At 59.8% G+C, this 15,999-nt stretch carries 12 protein-coding genes; 4 read left to right on the forward strand and 8 right to left on the reverse strand.

What is annotated here, in order from left to right; translation table 11 throughout:
• Nucleotides 1–103: 103 nt before the first annotated feature.
• From soil367_RS16870 to soil367_RS16905, 8 genes are all read right to left on the reverse strand, one after another.
• A complete protein-coding gene (locus soil367_RS16870; protein ID WP_136550196.1) occupies nt 104–1,816 on the reverse strand; it encodes an Ig-like domain-containing domain in 1,713 nt (570 codons plus the stop codon).
• A 395-nt stretch (nt 1,817–2,211) separates the two neighbouring features.
• Complete coding sequence (locus soil367_RS16875; RefSeq protein ID WP_136550197.1) at nt 2,212–2,925, reverse strand: response regulator transcription factor; 714 nt, start codon at nt 2,923–2,925, stop codon at nt 2,212–2,214.
• Nucleotides 2,926–3,016: 91 nt separating this feature from the next.
• Nucleotides 3,017–5,068: a sensor histidine kinase gene (locus tag soil367_RS16880; protein WP_136550198.1), complete on the reverse strand. Its 2,052-nt coding sequence runs from the start codon at nt 5,066–5,068 to the stop codon at nt 3,017–3,019.
• A 39-nt stretch (nt 5,069–5,107) separates the two neighbouring features.
• Nucleotides 5,108–5,884 (reverse strand): SDR family NAD(P)-dependent oxidoreductase, encoded by a 777-nt coding sequence (locus soil367_RS16885; RefSeq protein ID WP_136550199.1) that lies wholly within the window; start codon nt 5,882–5,884, stop codon nt 5,108–5,110.
• Nucleotides 5,881–7,062 carry an acyl-CoA dehydrogenase family protein gene (locus soil367_RS16890; RefSeq protein ID WP_136550200.1) on the reverse strand — a complete coding sequence of 394 codons (1,182 nt, stop codon included), beginning with the start codon at nt 7,060–7,062 and terminating at the stop codon, nt 5,881–5,883. The genes soil367_RS16885 and soil367_RS16890 overlap by 4 nt, the downstream gene beginning before the upstream one ends.
• 55 nt (nt 7,063–7,117) lie before the next feature.
• Complete coding sequence (locus soil367_RS16895) at nt 7,118–7,828, reverse strand: histidine phosphatase family protein (RefSeq protein ID WP_136550201.1); 711 nt, start codon at nt 7,826–7,828, stop codon at nt 7,118–7,120.
• Nucleotides 7,828–8,208 carry a DUF6285 domain-containing protein gene (locus soil367_RS16900; protein ID WP_136550202.1) on the reverse strand — a complete coding sequence of 127 codons (381 nt, stop codon included), beginning with the start codon at nt 8,206–8,208 and terminating at the stop codon, nt 7,828–7,830. Before soil367_RS16900 ends, soil367_RS16895 begins: the two co-directional genes overlap by 1 nt.
• The gene (locus soil367_RS16905) at nt 8,205–9,266 is read right to left on the reverse strand and encodes a phosphotransferase family protein (RefSeq protein ID WP_136550203.1); all 1,062 of its coding nucleotides are present in this window, start codon (nt 9,264–9,266) and stop codon (nt 8,205–8,207) included. The genes soil367_RS16900 and soil367_RS16905 overlap by 4 nt, the downstream gene beginning before the upstream one ends.
• Before the next feature lie 222 nt (nt 9,267–9,488).
• On the opposite strand from soil367_RS16905, the gene soil367_RS16910 reads away from it, so the two are divergent.
• The 4 genes from soil367_RS16910 (at nt 9,489) to soil367_RS16925 (ending at nt 15,899) form a co-directional block, all read left to right on the forward strand.
• Nucleotides 9,489–11,456 (forward strand): sigma 54-interacting transcriptional regulator, encoded by a 1,968-nt coding sequence (locus soil367_RS16910; RefSeq protein WP_136550204.1) that lies wholly within the window; start codon nt 9,489–9,491, stop codon nt 11,454–11,456.
• A 232-nt stretch (nt 11,457–11,688) separates the two neighbouring features.
• A complete protein-coding gene (locus soil367_RS16915; protein ID WP_172962379.1) occupies nt 11,689–13,311 on the forward strand; it encodes a long-chain fatty acid--CoA ligase in 1,623 nt (540 codons plus the stop codon).
• A 145-nt stretch (nt 13,312–13,456) separates the two neighbouring features.
• Complete coding sequence (locus tag soil367_RS16920; RefSeq protein ID WP_136550205.1) at nt 13,457–14,590, forward strand: DcaP family trimeric outer membrane transporter; 1,134 nt, start codon at nt 13,457–13,459, stop codon at nt 14,588–14,590.
• A gap of 358 nt (nt 14,591–14,948) precedes the next feature.
• On the forward strand, nt 14,949–15,899 hold the full coding sequence (locus tag soil367_RS16925; protein WP_136550206.1) for a 2-hydroxyacid dehydrogenase: 951 nt from the start codon (nt 14,949–14,951) through the stop codon (nt 15,897–15,899).
• Nucleotides 15,900–15,999: the final 100 nt, after the last annotated feature.

The raw sequence follows: 15,999 nt of genomic DNA on the forward strand, positions 1-15,999 counted from the left end.
AGCCAATTCAGTGGCCGCATGCGAGCTGTATTCCCACCATGCAGTACCTCTAACTCCGGTTTACCCAAATACAACGCTAACAGTTCAGTATGATGACTGTGCGTTACTTCAGTTGATTGACGTAAATATTGGTGCGGGCGCCATCATGCTGATGCCACACGGCGAGGGCGCTGCCGTCCATCCCGATGGCGATCTGGGGGCTGCTCGCAGCGCCGGCATCATCTGTTTCGATGAGCTCGGCAACCTGCCAGCCAGCGCCTGCCACGTAGCGATTTGCATAGATGTGATCGGTAACGCCGGCGTTCTGCTGCCACACGGCCAGCGCATTGCCCTTGGAGTCGAACGCAACCTGCGGACTGATGGCCCCGCCATTGCCGGTCTCGATGGGCTCTGCCCCCTGCCAGCCGCCGGCGACATAAAGGCTGGCAACGATGTCGCTTTGCACGCCGTCCCGCTTATGCCACACCGCCAGCGCATTGCCAGCATCATCGATAGCGATCTGCGGGAAGGACGCATTGCCTGCGTTTCCGGCCTCTATGGGCTCGTCAGTCTGCCAGCCTGTGCCGGCCACGTAGCGATTGAAATGAACGTTGTCGTAGGTGCCGTCATTCTGGACCCATACCGCTAGTGCGTTACCGTCATTGTCAAACGCGATCTGTGGATCGTTCGCTGCACCGTTGCCGGTCTCAATCAGCTGGGAAACCTGCCAGCCGTTGCCAGCTACATAGCGATTCGCGTAGATGTTGTTGCGGGAGCCGTCCCACTGTGCCCATACGGCTAGTGCGTTCCCATCGATGTCCACCGCGACCTGAGGGACGCTTGCATGGTTCCCGTTGGTCTCTATCGGCTCATCGCCCTGCCAGCCGCTGCCAGCCACGTAGCGGTTAGCATGAATAACTCGGCGACTACCGTCATCCTGGCGCCACACCGCCATCGCGCTGCCATCCGCGCCGAAGGCAATTTGCGGGTGCTCCGCAGTAGTGCTTCCGGTCTCGATCAGCTCAGCGCCCTGCCAGCCGCTGTCCGCAGTGTAGCGATTGGCGTAGATGCTGGTGGTGCTCCCATCGCTTTGTTGCCATACCGCAAGCGCATTACCAGCACCATCAACGGCGACCTGCGCACCAAATACATTGGCGAGATTACTGGTTTCCAATAGTTCGACGGCCTGCCATCCGCTGCCAGCCACATAGCGGCTAGCGTAAATGCTGTAGTAGGTGCCGTCATGCTGACGCCATACCGCCATCGCAGTACCATCAGCCGAGGTCGCAATCTGCGGGTCCGCAGCACGGCCAATGTCGGACATCTCAAGCAACTGCGCCTCGCCCCAGGCACCATCCTCAGTCGTGAACCGCCAGGTGTGCGCCGAAGCCATGGGGTTGCCAAGCAGGTCGGCGACCTCAGTCGTTACGCTGGCCTCGTATTCGGTGAGCAATGTCAGGCGGGCATCAGGCTCCAGCGTGGCAATGTTGGCGGCGCCGTCGAAGGTGACGGTGCCGGCCACGGCTGAGCCGGCCACTTCCTCCAGCAGCACAGTGCTGTTGCTGACACTGGTGCCCAGGACGTCTTCGTCGAATTCGGCGGTGAGGGCGATCGTGCGTGAAACGCCCGTTTCATCCGCTGCTGGCGTTGTTTGGACGACCGAGGGGCCTGTCGTGTCAGGCGTGTTTTCGCCACTGCCTGAGCTATCACCGCTCGAATCGCCACCCGCTGTCGGGCTACTGACGCTGCCGCCGCTACTGCTGTCGTTGCAGCCGACGAGCAGGATTGCACTGAGTACGCAGACACTGCCCAGACGGACGATGTGGTTATAGTTCATGCGTGTTGCCTCTGATTTGCAGTGATGACGTCGCTCATTTCCACCCGACGAATCAGGCGGTTGATGCAGGGCAATTCCGAGTGATGATTCGCGCGAGGTTCAGTGTCACCCGCCACGGGGTTACGCCTGGCAGTCTCGACAGAAACGGCGTTTCCGGTGATGGCGGAGGTCACACAAACGACAGATAGGCTTTTGCTGAACATCGGAAATTTCGAGCCCTGTTTTCCCGCAAGGCGGGGATTTAGTTCACAGGCTGAAATCTATGTGATGTATTTAATTGCGGCCACTAACAAAAATCTCAAAACTCACAACTGAGCGCTAGTCCAGCCGGGGATTCCGTAAGCTAAAACAAACGCTTCGGCGCGCTGGCTAACTCAGTAATGCATCCGCAGCACTCAGCCAGACCCGCTGACGAACACTAACCCTTTGCCAAATATGGCGTTTATCGGCAGCCTGAGGCGTTTATCGCGGGCCTTTTTACGTAGTCTGCTCATGATGACGTCAATACGATGTCCACTGGCCTCTGTTGCAAACCGATACATTTCTTCCGCCAGCACCTCTTTCGACATGACGACATCCGGCGCATTCAGAAGAATAGAGACCAGGGAAAACTCCTGCTGCGAGAGCCTCAGACTCTTCCCTGCAGGCGAAATCAGCTGGCAGCCAATATGGTCGAGCGCCCATTTGCTAGGGCTTCCTGCAGCCTGGGGAGGAGAAGAAGCCTGGCTCCCCCGCCGCTCAAGCTGGTACCAGAGCGCTTCGATAGACGACAGCAGATGGGGAAAACTGAGCGGTTTTACCAGGTACTGGTCCGCCCCCAGCCTGAGCCCTTCGGCACGGTCTTCCTGGGCACCACGGGCCGAGATGACAATCAGCCCGAAGCGGTCGAGTGTCCGGAGGTGCTCGATGACCCCTAGACCGTCTTCCCCCGGTAACCCTATATCCACCAGCACAATATCAGCCCTGTCCGCATGTAACTGCTTCCAGAAGTGCTCCGCGCTGCCAGCGCCCCAGGCCGCATAGCCGTTGCGCTCCAGAAAGAAAATCAGCTCCTCTCGCAGGTCTTCACTGTCTTCTATAACAGCCACTGCAGGCTTTGGGGCAGTCATCCGGCTCCTCTTCTGTGCTGCTGATACATCCAGCGAGACTTCTGCTCACTGACCTTCGTCGCCACCTGAACTGTAGGTGAACTCTTCGGGCTCAATCCTGGCAGGGTACGGTAAAGAGAAAACGGCAGCCGCGCTCGGAATTCTCAGCCAGTTCCAGGCGCCCGGCATGGGCTTCAACGATCTGGCGGGCCACGTACAAACCCAATCCGACCCCTTCGCCGCCGCTCGCTCCGGCCACCGTGCGACGGTACCGTTCGAAGATGTGGGGAACCATCGATTGGGGCACCCCGTCCCCGTCATCTGACACGGACAGGGTGAAACCGCCACCCCCGGTCCGACATTCCACCGCAACCGTACCACGCCCTGAATACTTCACCGCGTTGTCCATGACGTTCGCCAGGGCTATTCTCATCAGTGCGGGATCTACCCGTATTTCCGGCCCGGCACCCTCAGAGTTCCCGACCTCCTGCCCGTCGATCGTAATCTTCAACTCATGTCTGTCCGAGAGGCTTACTATCGCCGCCGCAGAGTGAATCAGGTCAAAGAGGTGCGTTGGCTGGCGCTCGACATAAAGCGCGTTGGCCGACAGTCGGGCGTCGGCCAGGCAGTTGTCGGTAAGCTGGGTCAGGCGGTCAACCGCCCGCTCCATTTTCTGGAACCGGACCTCCTGTTGGTCTTTCTCCAGCCCACCTCCGCGCAGGTTTTGCAGCGTCGCCGACATGATCGCGAGCGGCGTCCTGAACTCGTGTGAAACCATGCCCATGAACTGTCGCTGATGGAAACGCGCTTCCCGCTCGATATCCAGTTCATAGGCAAGCTGCTCACTCTCTTGTTGTGCCCGCCGCTGCTGGAGAATACGTGAACTGGCAATGCCCATGACCAGCAGCATGTTAACCACCAGCATGTACTGCCAGAGGAGATAGATATCGGCATTGAAATTTATCAGACCGAAAACAGACGACAACGCCAGCACGCTCGCAGCCATGAGTAGCAGGGGGCTGGCGGCCATGAGAAGCGTGCTTGCCTTGAGCCGCTCAACCCAGAGAATGTAGGCGGCGATCACCAGCAACGCTATCGCCGTGCAGAAATAGGCGATCGCCTGAACCGTCATGACATGCCCAAAAAGACCCAGCGGTATGCTGATAATGAACAAGCTTAATGCGGCAGCCGCGCCAGTCACCCAGGCATAAATACGGGGTACATGGTCCCTCAAACCGAGGCATTCCGCGGCGAGCCACAACAGGGCCGGATAGGCCAACAGCACCGAGACACTCGTCAGGTAGTGCTGCAGGTGTAAGCCCCACACCGGTAGCAACCAGTCAACGTAGCCCTGGATGCAGGCGACAACCAGGTAACTCACCGAAAAGGTGAAAATTGACCACAAAAGACGCCCGCCGAATGCCAGCGCCAGGTATAGAGCCAGGATAGTGGAGATGGCCGCCAGGCCGAAATAGAACCCCCAGAACGTGTCCTTGAGACTGGCAGCATTCATGAACGAGCCAGGGTCCCAGAGAGTGGCATACAACAGCGTGGCACTTGTACTCTGCAGCCTGACGATGAACTCATAGCCATCGCCACCCTGGGGCGTGGGCAAGCGCAGCACCGGGAAACGATAGTCCAGGTCCCCGCGGGGCATCGGTGAGAGATCGCCAAACTCACGGATCAGCCAGTCCGTATCGATACCCGCTTCCCGATAGTACACCCGTAAATGGTCTATGTACGTGGGCGCCAGGCGGAGCCATTGTTCGCCCTGGGAAAAGGCTGCCTGGGGAACGTGAAAGGCTAACCAATAGACGCCGTCGACGTAGCCGACCGCGAAGATGTCGCGTTGCGTGCGCTGAATACGCTGGAGCCGACGTGCCGCCTCATCGAAGGTCAGTGCCTGTTCATCCTCCGCCAGCAAACCATAGGGAATGTCCGGCCCGAGAACCGAAGACGGCTCCGACGCATAAGACGAGGAGGGCGAGAGTGCAAGAAGCAACCCGAGCACGCACAGCAGTGTCAGAGGGAACCCCCTCTGCCTCGTAATTTCCTGACACTTGAGAGTGAATAATCTGACTGGCAGCACGCACATCATGGAGACCGGCTGTCCCGTAATAATCTGAACGCTCCCGGAAACGCCGGAAACCCCTAACCGGGCCATTATGCACTTTTGTGGTCGGTTGCGCGTCGCACTTCAGGCTCACAAAGAGGAGCAGGCATGCCCGTTATCGACCACCAGTTCAGCACCGGTCATGGCCTGGCTGGCGTCAGACGCCAGCAGGACAAGCGCGCCATCCAGATCTTGGGGCTGGCAGAATCGGCGCATGGGGATGCGCTTCTTCAGTCGGTCTCCGGCGTCGCTGCGGAGAAAGGCTTCGTTGATCTCTGTCATCACATAGCCGGGCGCGAGCGCGTTGACCCGGATGTTGTAGCGTGCGAGTTCCAGAGCCATTGCGCGGGTCAGATGGGACAGCCCTGCCTTGGCTGCACAGTAGGGTCCGACCCCGCCGGCCAGGCGGCTGGCCAGGATCGAAGTGACATTGATAATACTGCCGCCCCGGCCTGCGTCAGCCATTGCGCGGGCCGACTCCTGAGCGACGAGCCAGGCGCCTTTGAGATTGGTCTGGAGGATCGCATTCCAGTCCGCGTCGGTGTAGTCGAGCGCTGCCTTGGTATCACTGACACCGGCGTTGTTGACCACGACATCAATACCGCCCAGGCGCCTTATCACTTCTTCCAGGCAGGCCACTACCGAGGCCCGGTCGGTGACGTCCAGCGCTATGGCTTCAGCCTCGCCGCCCTTGCGCCGGATATCCGCCACCAGTTCATCTAGCCGCTCTACCCGCCGTGCGGCGACAGCAACCCTGGCACCAGACTGGGCCAACATCTTCGCGAAATGCCGGCCCAGGCCACTGGAGGCGCCGGTTACGAGGATACACTTTCCGGCCAGATCAAACAGGGGGCTTAGCGCGTTCATGACCGTCCTGCTCCCTCGTCTTCCCGGGCCATGATTTTCCTGGCCAGGCTCATACGGTGCACTTCGTTGGGGCCGTCATAGATCCGGAACCCGCGCGCATCCTTGAAAATCCGCTCAACAATGCTTTCGCCCGACACACCCTGGCCGCCCAGCACCTGTACGCACCGGTCGATAACCCGCCAGATACCCTCGGAGCTGATCACCTTGGCCATGCTGGATTCCACATTGCCACGTCCGCCGCTGTCCAGCACCCAGGCGCAGTGATAAATGGTGAGCCGGGTAGTCAGCATGTCCATTTCATTGTCTGCCAGCATGAACCCGACCCCCTGGTGATCGCCCAGTCGCTTACCGAAGGACTCCCGTGTGCGGGCATAGCGACAGGCTTCGTCATGGGCGCGCTGAGCCGCGCCGAGCCAGCGCATACAGTGGGTAAGCCGCGCCGGCGCCAGACGGACCTGGGCGTAGCGGAAGCCCCTGCCCACCTCGCCGAGAACATCGCTGGCGGGAACGCGTAAATTGTCAAAGCGGACAACGCCATGACCGCCCGTGAAGCAGGAGTCCATCGCGTCCATCATGCGCTCAACGATGAAGCCCGGCCGGTCAGTATCGGTGAGAAACATGGTGGCGTTGCCATCTTCCGTTCGGGCCATGATGATGGCAAAACCCGCGCCCTCGGCACCGGTTATCAGCCACTTGTGGCCGTTGATAACATAGTCATCCCCGTCCCTGACCGCCGTCGTTTGCAGCATCGAAGGGTCTGAACCGGCGCCGGGTGCCGGCTCGGTCATGGCGAAACAGGACCTTATCTGGCCTGCAGCAAGCGGTCGCAACCAGCGTTCCTTTTGCGCGTCCGAGGCAACAATATCGAGCAGATGGATGTTGCCTTCGTCGGGCGCGTGAATGTTCATGGCCGTGGGCCCAAGCGGGGAGTAGCCGGCTTCCTCGAAAATCACCGCCTTGGCGACATGGGACAGTTCCATCCCGCCCATGCCCACCGAGGCATGCGGGGTCAGCAATCCGTGATGCCGGGCTCGCGCCACCAGCTCGTTGCGGAGTGCCTCACTGGGACCGTGGGAGGTCTGCCTGGGGTCGCGCTCCATCGGGATGACCTCTTCCCGGATGAATTGACGGACCCGCGATTGCATCGATTTTACGTCGTCGCTTAGTTCAAAGTTCATGCTGTTTCCGGCCACAGGTTAACTGAGAGCAGATCCGACTCACGGGTGTGGTGCATCACATCGCCAGCATCGACTGGGCAATGCGATCCATCACAGTCAGCCGGTCCCCCTTCTTGGTTATGTTATAGGGTGTAAAGTTGAGCAGGCGTACGAAGGCAGCGTCGACAGTACCGTCGGCACGGCAGTCGACGTCTACAATGTTGAGGCATGCCGCATCCTGTTCCAGGGAGGCGATCACTGTGCGGTCCCCGCTGAGAAGCCAACCTATGAGTATGCGGTTGACTGCGTCATGGCTGGCCACGATCGCGTCCTGCCAGTTGGGCTCAGCCAGAAACGCCCGGAACCATCCCAGTACCCGATCGCTGAAATCATCCCAGGGCTCGCCCCGCAGGAATCGCGTGTCTGGCAATCGGGCGTCGCCGTACGCGCCGTTTACTTCAGCACCATACGCTGCAATGGGAATCTCGCGCAGACGCCCGGCCTTCACTTCACGCAGGGCCGCAAGGTGCTCAGGCGCACCGGCGCGCGGTGGCTGGCTGAGAACCATTTCCAGCGTCTGCTGCGCCCGAGGGTAGTCCGAACTGACCGCGCGGTCCACGACGACATCAGCCAGCACCTGTCGTAGCGCCGCCACCTGGGTCTCGCCATCGGCCGAGAGGCGAACGGTGCGTGGGTCCAGTGGCTGCCCCTGAGCACCGAAGTAGCTGACATGCCCGTGGCGGACCAGATAGAGCCTCCGTCGGCGCAGGCCGGTTTCGCCCGCCATTACCGTTGCCCTGCCGTCGCAGTGATGACTTTGGGATTACTGATGCTGAGCGCGTCCAGGGTGTTCTCAAGCAGGACTTTTTCCAGCTGTTGCCTCTCTGGCCCGGGCCCGTCGAAACGCCCGGCCCTGATTGCCGCAGCCAGCGCTGCACGAGAATCGGCTAAAGAGCCGCCCTCGGCGTCAGCCAGAAAGCTGAGCAACGAGGCTTTTTCTGCGCTGTCTATCGCGGCCCCGTCTTTGGCCTCCCGGGCCGCGATGCCCATGGCGCTGGCTATCATCTGTACCTCGTAGCGCAAATTGTCGGGAACAGCGGGCAGAATCTGATCAATGAGTAAGGTCTGGGCAGTACCGAGCAGTTCATGGGCATCAGGACGGTTCATGCACTGTCTCCTGTGAGTTTGAGTATCTCGTACTCCAGTTCAGGCACCATGCGCCCGGTCAGGGCCAGCTCCAGCGAGTGCTGGCGACCGGAAAGATGACGCTCGGCCTGCTGTACCGCGACAATGGCCCACCGGACATGGGCCATAAGCTGCCAGTAGCGCAGTGCTTCAGCTGAGATCTGTCGCGGGATCACTGCTGCGTAACCCGCCATGAAATCGTCCAGATGGCCGATACCCCCGGCTACTCTGGCTGTGTTGCCGAAACGCCAGCACTTGGCCGTAAACCAGCCGATATCCTCGCGCCAGTCGCCCCACCCTGTGAACTCCCAGTCGAGAATGCCCGATACCGCACCTTGATCAACCATGAAGTTGCCGGTCCTGAAATCCCGGTGCACCAGACACGCGGCCTCTGGCTTGGGCTTATGGATCTGCAGCCAGCGCAAGCCCCACTCGATTACCGGGAACGCGTCGTCCAGTGCATCCAGGAAACCGCGGTACTCATCAATAGTAGCCTGGGCCGGATCAGCCGCAGGTGCGGGAAGAAAGTTCAGGTCATCGACCGGCGGTCGGATCAGGTGAAGCCGGGCAAGGTTGCCGCCCAACTCCCGGCAGAGCCTGGCGGTGTCGGGTACCAGGGAAGCATCCCTGACCAGTCGATGGCCCGCCGCGGTGCCACCGACCGCTTCCATGAGGAAAAAATCACGACCGATGACGGCGGGGTCGCGGCAGAGCCAAAGCGGTTTTGGCACCTGGACGCCAGCGCCGTGGACCGCCTTGAGCACCGCGTATTCAGCCGCTCGCGACATACTTACGTTGACTGCCGTGGGCGAATCTGTGCGCAGCACCCAGCGGCGCGCCCCTTGCCACTGCCCGGCGGGAACGTCGACATGGAGCATCCAGTTCTCCTGAATCGCGCCACCGGACAAACGTTCAAGCGATCGTATCTGAACCCCAGCTCTGCCGGTTTGCTCTGAGAGATAGTTACTCAACGCGACCCGAAGTCGGCTGAAGTCCTGCTCCTGGCCGCCGTCCTGCGTAGCGGCTGCGGTTGCTGCCATGGGAGTACCTTTCAACTGGCGAATAAGTTCGCAGGGGTGGAGCAACATCAGTGCCAGCCGGCAAAGGCGAGAACGAAATACTCCTTTTTTCCTTTGCATACAGCGCGTTGAAGGCCAATATCGAGACTTAAGCCGGGCAATGCCCTAAGCAGAATTTCAAAACTGAAACAGACGAAGTCAGTTCTGATACACTTTGGCGATCTCCCCTGCCACGAAGGCCCCATGCAGCCAGATACCCACCGACCGCTAATCGTCGCCCTGATAAGCCACCTCAAGTTCAACGGCGGGCAGAGCCGGCTCGCCCAGACATTGCAGGAAATTCTGCCGCGATACGCAGATGAGGCTGACATTTCGATCGTCGAGTCCAGCGTTGCCGACCTGCTGCCAACCGTGCAGCGGCTGGAGCGGGAACGGGAGATCGATATCATTATCTGTTCCGGGGCTTCGGCTGAGTTTCTGCGCAAGCACGTCAACACCACAGTGCTGTCCATCCGCATGGGCGAATACGACCTGATCAAGGCACTCAACCTGGCCAAGGACCGCGGCACCAAGGCGGGCATACTGAGCCACCAACGCTCTCATACAGAGCTCAAAGAGCTGGCGTCGCTGCTCACCGTTGAGATATCCGAAGCGGTTTATACCTCGTTCGAGGACGCACGCCAGAAGACCAAAGCACTGGTTGAGGCCGGCTACAAGGTCATCATTGGCTCGCCGACGGCCGTAGAGCTCGCGGAAGAAGCCGGTGCAGTCGGTGTCTCGGCAATTAATGCGGACGCAGTCCGGCGCACGCTGGACGATGCTGTGGCCATCTGCCGGAGCCGGGCGCGGGAACGGCTCAAGAACAGCCGGATCAGCGCTGTCCTGCGGCACCTGAATGAAGGCGTTATGACGGTCCGACCGGATGGGCGCGTTCAGTCGATCAACACCAGCATGGCGGCGCTTATAGGCGCCTCAGAAAGCGAAGTGGTCGGCCAGATGGCTCAGTTGGTCCTGCCGGGACTGGCCGTCCAGCGCGTTCTCAAAACCGGCACCGGCGAGGAAAACCAGCTCATCCATGTGGGCACCCGCAAGCTGGCAGCCAATACCATGCCCATCTTCGAAAATAACAGGATTGATGGGCTGATCGTAGCGTGCCAGGAAATCAACGCGATACAGCGCGCCGACCGACGGATACGCTCCCAGACCCGGCCCAGCCATTTCATTGCGCGCTATGAGTTCGACCAGCTGCTGGGCGAAGCGCCGCTGTTCCGCCAGGCCATCCATCTCGCGCAGCTCTATGCGCAGACCGACTCCACAGTGCTGATCACAGGCGAAAGCGGAACCGGTAAAGAGCTGATAGCGCAGAGCATCCACAACGCCAGTAGCCGCCGGCAGGCACCCTTCGTCGCCATCAACTGCGCAGCTTTCCCGGAAGCCCTGCTGGAAAGTGAACTCTTCGGTTACGAGGAAGGGGCATTTACGGGCACCCGAAAAGGCGGCAAGGGCGGGCTGTTCGAGGCGGCTCATACCGGGACAATTTTTCTGGACGAGATAGGCGACATGCCCGTCTCCCTGCAAACCCGCCTGCTCCGCGTCCTGCAGGAACGGGAGGTGCTGCGCCTGGGGGTTTCGGAACCCACCCCAATCAATATCCGGGTCATATCGGCAACCCACCACGATCTTTTAAGCGGCATCGCCGAGGGGCGGTTTCGTGAAGACCTCTACTTCCGTCTGAACATATTGCGCATCGCCGTGCCCAGCCTGCGCGACCGCGCGGCGGATATTCCCATTATCGCGAAGGCCATTGTTGCCGGGCTGGCCAAAGGCGACAGTGAGAAGCAGGCCTGCGCCGAGGGGCTCCTCGACCACCTCATGCCCCACCTGATCACGAACACCTGGCGCGGCAATATTCGCGAGCTTGAGAATATTGTGGAGCGTGCTTTTTTGTCCGCTGACTTGCTGGAGCAAGCAGATGGACTATCGCCGTCAATGGAAACACTATTCCCCGAATTTCTGGGCGCCTTGCCGTATCAGCGTCAGCAGCAATCAGAGACGGTCAAGCCGGGCAGCCTTCATTCCCTTGGCCGGGCGGCCGAGATCACGCACATCCGCAAAACCCTGGATGCCTGCAACGGCGACATGACGAAAACCGCCGAAACCCTGGGTATCAGCCGTTCGACCCTTTGGCGCCGTCTCCGCAAGGACAGCTAGCGGAACCGAGCTCATCCGATGCAATGCTGGCACAGCATGGGCGCCTTAGCGTTGCACATCTGAAACACACGCCGACTCTTCCGACGCTGCCGCCGCGCTTTTCACCTTGAATTCACTACGCTTTTCGGGGAAATGCCCCCTGCTGGCACAGCCCTTGCTCCTGCAGCACCAATGGCTTTTAAACAGAGCCGGCATTGCATAACAACAACCAGACCCAATCCGGAGGCCAACGTTGCGCGGCTTAATGATGGATGCCGAACTGAGCATCACCACAATCATGCGACACGCCGAGATGGTGGCCCATGGGACTGAGATTGTGTCCTCCATGAATGATGACGCGATCCACCGCTATACCTATGCCGACGCCTTTCGCCGGTGCCGCCAGCTGGCCAATGCCCTGGACGCCCTGAAGCTGAGCGCCGATGCGCGGGTTGGCACATTGGCATGGAACGACTACCGCCACTTCGAACTGCACTATGCCGTGCCCTGCTCGGGCAGAATCTGCCACACCATCAATCCCAAGCTGTTCCTCGACCAGATCAGATTCATCATCCGTGACGCCGGAGATGAGGCACTGTTCATCGACCCGCAGTTCCTCCCGCTGATCGAATCGATCCAGGCGGAGCTACCGTCCGTCCGCCACTGGATCGCCCTGTGCGCGCAATCCGAGCTTCCGACCAGTTCACTGCCAGACCTGTGCAGCTACGAGAGCCTGCTTGCAGCCCAGCCTGCAGAATTCGACTGGCCGACACTCGACGAACAACGCGCCAGCGGCCTTTGTTATACCTCTGGCACGACAGGCAACCCCAAGGGCGTATTAGGCTGCCACCGCAGTGTTGTTTTGCACGGTATGGCCCAGAACATGGCCAGCTGTGTGGGCCTGACTCCTGAAGATACGGTTATGCCGTTGGTGCCGATGTTTCACGTCAACGCCTGGGGAATGCCTTACACCGCACCCATGGCCGGCGCCAAGCTGGTTCTGCCCGGTGCCCACGTAGCCGACGCCAGTCGCATGGTAGACCTCATCAATAGCGAAGGCGTCACCTACTCTCTCGCGGTGCCCACATTGTGGAGCGGTATTAACAACTATCTGGAACAGTCGGGCGCGACAGTGTCGACGCTCAAGCGCGGTGTTATTGGCGGCGCGGCGGGGGCTATGCGCCTGTATGAAGACATGGACCGCCATGGCGTCCGGCTTGAAAACGGCTGGGGCATGACTGAGCTCAGTCCCATGGGCAGCTACAACCGCATTCTCGACCGGCACCAGGATTCGGACACCGAGGCCGGGCGATCGCAGCGCCTTAAATCCGGTCAACCGCTGTTCGGCATGCAGCTGCGCATAGTGGATGAGGATGGCAACAGCCTGCCCCACGATGGCGAGGCCTCGGGTGTACTTGAAGTCCGGGCTCCGTGGGCGTGTAGCGCCTACTTCGGGGCCGGGCAGGAACACACGTGGTTCAGTACGGGCGACGTCGCCACCATCGACCCGAACGGTTACCTACAGATCACTGACCGGGTGAAGGACGTCATCAAGTCAGGCGGCGAGTGGATCAGCTCGATAGACATCGAGAATGTGGTCATGTCTCACCCGGGCGTGCGCGAGGCCGTAGTGATCGGTGTATCTCATCCGCACTGGAGCGAGCGTCCGTTGCTCCTCATCGTGCCGGAGGAGCAGCAGGAACTGTCGCCGCACCTGATACTGAAATTCCTCCAGGACAAGCTGCCGAAATGGTGGATCCCCAACGCCTGTGAGTTCGTGGATGAGCTGCCGCACACCGCCACCGGCAAAGTGAGCAAGAAAAGTCTTCGCGATCTGTACACCCATTATCAGTGGCCCGATTCCCTTGCGAATTGATCCGTTCGGACTACCCCGGCCTGGTCAGTTGCCCAGCCGAGACTATTTACCAGAGGAGGATGAACTATCGCTCGCCAATAACAACAAGACCCTCAGCAGACAGAACGTTCTTTACTACGTAAAACATGACCCTGGAGTCGTAACAATGAAAAACAACAAGTTCAAGTTAGCTGTCCGGACCTCGCTCGCGTCAGCTGTTCTCGCCGCGTCAGGCCAGGCCAGCGCCTTCAACCTGAACACTGACGGCGTTGACGCCCTTCTCTATGGGTATGCACGCCTCAACGCGTCGTATGACTTTAATGAAAATATCGCCAACTCCGCGCGTACCGGTTCTTTCGCGCAACTCGGCGGTGACGACGAGGATGTCGAAGGCCACTTTGGCGCTGATGCGTTCCAAAGCCGGCTAGGGGTTATGGTCAAAACCGAGTCGGGACTCAAGATCAACGTTGAAGGCGATTTTCGCGGATCAGGTGGCGGCAGCCTTCGCCTGCGACACGCCTATGGCGAATACGAGGGCGTACTGCTGGGCCAGACGTGGTCCAACTACATGAGCTTCTACGGCATCACACCAGGGCTCGATTTTGACGGCGTGCCCGGGATGGCGGGCCTGCAGGGCCGTACACCGCAGGCACGGTATACCACGGGGCCTCTATCCGTGGCCCTGGAAGAAACATTGACCAGCGTGGTCGGAAACACTGACCTTCGCGAAGGTCTTCCGACATTTACCGCCCGCTACGAACAAGCGCTCGGCGCATTGTCCTACTCCGTGGGTGGTCTGGCTCACCAGGTCGCCGTCGACGATGGCACGATTGACGAAACCGCATTCGGGTATGCCACTTATGTGGCGGCAGACTTCGCACTCACCAGCAGCCTGGCACTCCATGGCACAGTCAACTATACCGACGGCGCCAGTCTCTACCTTTATCGCTCAGGCGAGAACTTTGGCGGGGAAGACGCCTATCTCGACGGTAGCGGGCTGAACACGATCGCAGGCTATGCCGCTACCGCCGGCGCCTCGCTGGCAGTGGGTGAAGGCCGCAGTATCAACCTTTCCTATGGCATCGCCACGATGGACTGGGATGACGCCGAAAACGACCTTGGCGCAGCGGCAATCGGTGGAAAAAGTGAAACCAACCAGAAGGCAATGCTCAACTACCTGTGGAAGCCGCTGAGTGACGTGATGATGGGCGTCGAGTACAGCTACTACCGCCGGGAGAATGTCGACGGCGACAGCGCGAACGCTAACCGCCTGATGTTCGCAGCACAGTACAACTTCTGAAACCGGTAGCTTTTTGGGGAATCGCAGCAGCTTTCATGAGGCCCCAGTCGCTTTTTAGGGGACCACAGTCGCTTGTTGCGAGACCTCAGTACCTGTTTATGAAAACCGTAGTACCTGTATATGAAAACCGTAGTAGCTGTTTATGAACAACGTAGTACCTGCTCATGAAAACCGCAGTAGCTGTTATGAAAACCGCAGTAACTTTCTTTGATGATTAGCTGATTTGCGGTGTAGCGACGCCCTGTGCCTACACCGCCTTTTTTCCCTGCAGCGCAACCCACCTGTACTTTCTCAACCTGCACCGCTGATTCGACCTTCGGCGGTTGGCCTGGCCCATAGCATTACAAGGACGCCTGATATGAAAGCAGTGTTTCTGGATGGCTACTCGCTCGACCGTGGCGACCTGGATTTTTCTGCGCTTCGCGCGCAAGTCGACTCGCTGGTTATTTATCCACAAACCCGGCCGGAAGAAGTTGCCACACGATTGGCCGGCTACGACATTGTGCTGACGAACAAAGTACCGCTGGGCCGGCAGAGCCTGCAGGACAGCGCCATCAAGATGGTCTGTGTTGCTGCAACCGGAACGAACAACATCGACCTGCAGGCCTGCAGGGCGCTTGGCATCGCGGTCACCAATTGCCAGGGCTACGGTACTGACTCTGTTGCCCAACACACCCTTGCGCTAATGCTGAACCTGTCCAGCCGGATGCCTGACTATGCCCGCGCCGTCAGCGCGGGTCATTGGCATACCAGCAGCCAGTTTTGTCTGTTGGATTACCCGATTCATGAAATGGCCGGCAAGACCCTGGGTATAGTCGGGTACGGCACCCTGGGTCAGCGCGTTGCCCAGTTGGGTAACGCGTTCGGCATGAACATTCTGGTATCCGCGCGACCAGGCTCTGCCGCCAGCAATGGCCGTGTTGACTTCGACGAACTGCTGGAACGGGTGGATTTTCTCAGTCTGCACTGCCCGTTGACAGAGACCACTCATCACCTCATGAGCACACGCGAGTTCTCGCTGATGAAACGATCTGCCTACCTGATCAACACGGCGCGGGGCGGCCTGGTCGATGAAACGGCGCTGGCCGGGGCGCTGGAACACGGCGACATCGCGGGGGCGGGTCTTGATGTCGTGGATGGTGAGCCTCCGGCAGCGCAGAGCCCTCTCTTCGTGCGCCCATTGCCCAACCTCATTATCACGCCGCACTGCGGATGGGGAGCACTGGAGGCGCGCCAGCGCATTGTCGGGCAGATAGCTGAGAATATCCGCAGCTGGCAAGGTGGAGCGCCGGTTCGCGTGGTGGCCTGATCAACACCAGCGTCGAAGACACAGCAGATGGCTGATGCCAGTCTGTGTCAGTGCGACTGGCCCAGCCTTTCAGGACGATTGATACCGCCCTGCAGCGCCA

Source organism: Hydrocarboniclastica marina (genome assembly GCF_004851605.1).
Classification (GTDB): domain Bacteria; phylum Pseudomonadota; class Gammaproteobacteria; order Pseudomonadales; family Oleiphilaceae; genus Hydrocarboniclastica; species Hydrocarboniclastica marina.

Excerpts from the sequence above, each read along its gene's own strand:
- soil367_RS16870 (WP_136550196.1), bottom strand. The coding sequence starts at position 1,816 with ATGAACTATAACCACATCGTCCGTCTGGGCAGTGTCTGCGTACTCAGT.
- soil367_RS16875 (WP_136550197.1), bottom strand. The coding sequence starts at position 2,925 with ATGACTGCCCCAAAGCCTGCAGTGGCTGTTATAGAAGACAGTGAAGAC.
- soil367_RS16880 (WP_136550198.1), bottom strand. The coding sequence starts at position 5,068 with ATGGCCCGGTTAGGGGTTTCCGGCGTTTCCGGGAGCGTTCAGATTATT.
- soil367_RS16885 (WP_136550199.1), bottom strand. The coding sequence starts at position 5,884 with ATGAACGCGCTAAGCCCCCTGTTTGATCTGGCCGGAAAGTGTATCCTC.
- soil367_RS16890 (WP_136550200.1), bottom strand. The coding sequence starts at position 7,062 with ATGAACTTTGAACTAAGCGACGACGTAAAATCGATGCAATCGCGGGTC.
- soil367_RS16895 (WP_136550201.1), bottom strand. The coding sequence starts at position 7,828 with ATGGCGGGCGAAACCGGCCTGCGCCGACGGAGGCTCTATCTGGTCCGC.
- soil367_RS16900 (WP_136550202.1), bottom strand. The coding sequence starts at position 8,208 with ATGAACCGTCCTGATGCCCATGAACTGCTCGGTACTGCCCAGACCTTA.
- soil367_RS16905 (WP_136550203.1), bottom strand. The coding sequence starts at position 9,266 with ATGGCAGCAACCGCAGCCGCTACGCAGGACGGCGGCCAGGAGCAGGAC.
- soil367_RS16910 (WP_136550204.1), top strand. The coding sequence starts at position 9,489 with ATGCAGCCAGATACCCACCGACCGCTAATCGTCGCCCTGATAAGCCAC.
- soil367_RS16920 (WP_136550205.1), top strand. The coding sequence starts at position 13,457 with ATGAAAAACAACAAGTTCAAGTTAGCTGTCCGGACCTCGCTCGCGTCA.
- soil367_RS16925 (WP_136550206.1), top strand. The coding sequence starts at position 14,949 with ATGAAAGCAGTGTTTCTGGATGGCTACTCGCTCGACCGTGGCGACCTG.